This window comes from Nostoc sp. UIC 10890 (assembly GCF_054786515.1).
This window is the reverse complement of record NZ_JBSGKF010000095.1, coordinates 1-2,458: the sequence shown is the minus strand read 5'-3', so window position 1 is coordinate 2,458 and position 2,458 is coordinate 1. Positions and strand designations below refer to the sequence as shown.

Annotated in this window: 2 protein-coding genes and 1 pseudogene; all 3 read right to left on the bottom strand. The window is 39.4% G+C overall.

Features of this window, described 5'->3' with window-relative positions:
• A pseudogene (locus ACWATR_RS39375) lies at positions 1-354 on the bottom strand (hypothetical protein); the annotation flags it as partial.
• Between the two features lie 313 nt (positions 355-667).
• Positions 668-1,999 (bottom strand): aromatic ring-hydroxylating dioxygenase subunit alpha, encoded by a 1,332-nt coding sequence (locus tag ACWATR_RS39370; protein WP_460345640.1) that lies wholly within the window; start codon positions 1,997-1,999, stop codon positions 668-670.
• 57 nt (positions 2,000-2,056) lie between these two features.
• Complete coding sequence (locus ACWATR_RS39365) at positions 2,057-2,212, bottom strand: hypothetical protein (protein WP_190971488.1); 156 nt, start codon at positions 2,210-2,212, stop codon at positions 2,057-2,059.
• Positions 2,213-2,458 lie beyond the last annotated feature (246 nt).

Here is a 2,458-nt window from a genome sequence, read left to right as displayed (position 1 = left end):
ATAAACGACAGTAGCTGAAATCTTCAAGTACGCCGCATCACGACTATAATTGAAGCGATCGCGGCAATACTCCTCAAATGTCTGGTGCGTGGAACGGTACAGCCGTCTGTCCCTCAACTCCATCAGCGCCTGACCTGCTGACAAAAATGCCCTTTCTACCTGACGTTCCAATTGCAAGCGTAAGCTTTGTTCTTCTTCGGTCAACTCTCTTATTTCAACAGCAGTAACCGTAATCGTTGCTGAGGCTGGGTTGTCTTCGCTAGAAGTATTTTCGGGAGCAGAGTCGGTTGCTAGCTTTGGTTCCTCAGATGTCGCAGGGGTAATTTTCTTGCGTCTAGATAGTGGTTTGTTCATTATTCCACCTCCAGGCTGACAGCAGTTGAACAAATATTGAATTGTGTCATCATGGAATATAGAGTTTTTATTTATGCCCCCATCCTTTAAACAGGTTGGGGTTTTTCATTGCTTTTTATATTTTGCACTGATGAAAGAATACTTTGACGAAAATCAGTCCAATACCCTGGAGTTGGCTGGGAAATGACCACAACTTCCGCCAAGGCAGAGATAGCCCTGGCGCAGCATTTAGTGAAGATAGGTGCTGCGGAATTGGCGCTATATGTTGAGCTACTTACAAAATTAATAATTTTGTAATTGTTGTCTAGTTCTGTTATTTTTTAGCATGAACATAGTCTACAAAGTAAAATTTAGGAACAAGCCAAAATTTGAGCCAAGTGTAAGCTGCCAAACTTAATAGTGCTGTAATAATTAGCGTTAAACCAAGCTTGACTCGAAACGTGTCTGGGAGGATAGCAATTCCTGAAATAGTAATAGCAGAGTATGCCAACAGTACCACTTGCAAACGCTGGATCACCCTTAGCGCCCCTCGGCAGCTACTACAGTGCTGAGTATGTTGTTTGTAGCGATCAAGCAGTACAGTCCGACTGTCGTTAATATTTGAGTTTTGTAAGAAATTAATTCCGACTTCATTCCAAGGTAAATCCCCATTACAATACTTTTCAAACCAATTTCTGAACTCAATGACTAAACGATCTGCACTTGTAGGTAGCTTGTAGGCAGTTTTCCAGCTTTCAACTAACTTTTTTTGTTGAAAAAAGCGCTCTTGCTGATGTAGAAGAATCATATCTCCATCAAGAAGCGGATTACGAATTATGATATGTTCTAACCAACGAGGTAATAGACTATAAATTGTTTTAGCAAAATTAATAGGAAATTGAGCCACTATTCTTGACCGACCTGGAGACACTGGAATACAGTAAGTAACAATTCCTAACTGCTTCCCAGAACCAATACTAATTGCATATTCTAAGCGGCAAGGTGGTTCAAAAGTAATTGTTGTTCGTCCTGAGCTTCTTTCAATAACTGCTTCAATCAAATTTACTGTTGATTTCTCAATATTCATAGGTATAGGTACTGCTTGCTCTCGAATACCTTGCACTTTATGATGTGCAAAAGGAACATGACTTGGATCTGCCACATTCTCAACAAGAGTTTGCCAATCATATTCCAAGTCGCGTACAAAAGAATCCCAAACAAAACCTTTGCTAGCATCTACTTGAGGTGACAGAGGTAATGGCGTATTTGCAGCCTGTTCTGCTGATTTAGCATCTGCCCAAACCCAAAGTAAATCATTTTGCTGACGAACAGGGAATGTAACTGCACAGAAGTTTTTTTGATTCCTAGTCACAATTTCTGGATTTTCTGCTTGGGGAATATATGTACAAACTCCTTGAGAATCAAACTGCCAACCATGATAACTACACATCAAATTACCCGTTTTTTCATCAACACGCCCTTCACTTAAGGGAGCAAGGCGATGAGGGCATTGATCTAAAAATACTTGGTAAGCTTTAGATAATTTAGGCTTCCAAATGACTAAGCGTAATCCCAGAAGAACAACTGTGGTGGGGCAGTTTGGATTGATATCTTCGATAGGGGAAAGCGGATACCACTGTCGAAAAAAATCAAACTCAGATTGGATTTCTGTATTCATTGAGTAAACAAAAAGTAATTTTACGTTTAGTATGTGCAACCGCCATCAAGACATTTTAATGGCAAGCAGCCGATGAACTGTGAGTGATAACAGATAAATCGTCAAGTGAGGCAATAGCACTTGGTCAAAGGCTTGACCAGAGTGAAAAAGCTCAAGATGGGAAAGATTTTGAATCCTAATCCAAGATTTGAGTTTTTTCATAAGTGTTGGGATAATGACTCAGCGCGTGTAGATTCTTATCAAAAAGTTGATTGCCAAGTTTGTTTCCTCAGTGGGGTATTGCTTGCATAAAGGGGAAGTTCATTGATTGCAATAGATAGAGAGATAACTGATTAATCGCATATATTAACGTCATGGTCAAAATCATTTAAATCAGTTGTAGCTGGTTCTTTTTAAACTTTATAATATTTTCGTGTAAAAAAAAGGATTTAGCTACAGGTGCATAAA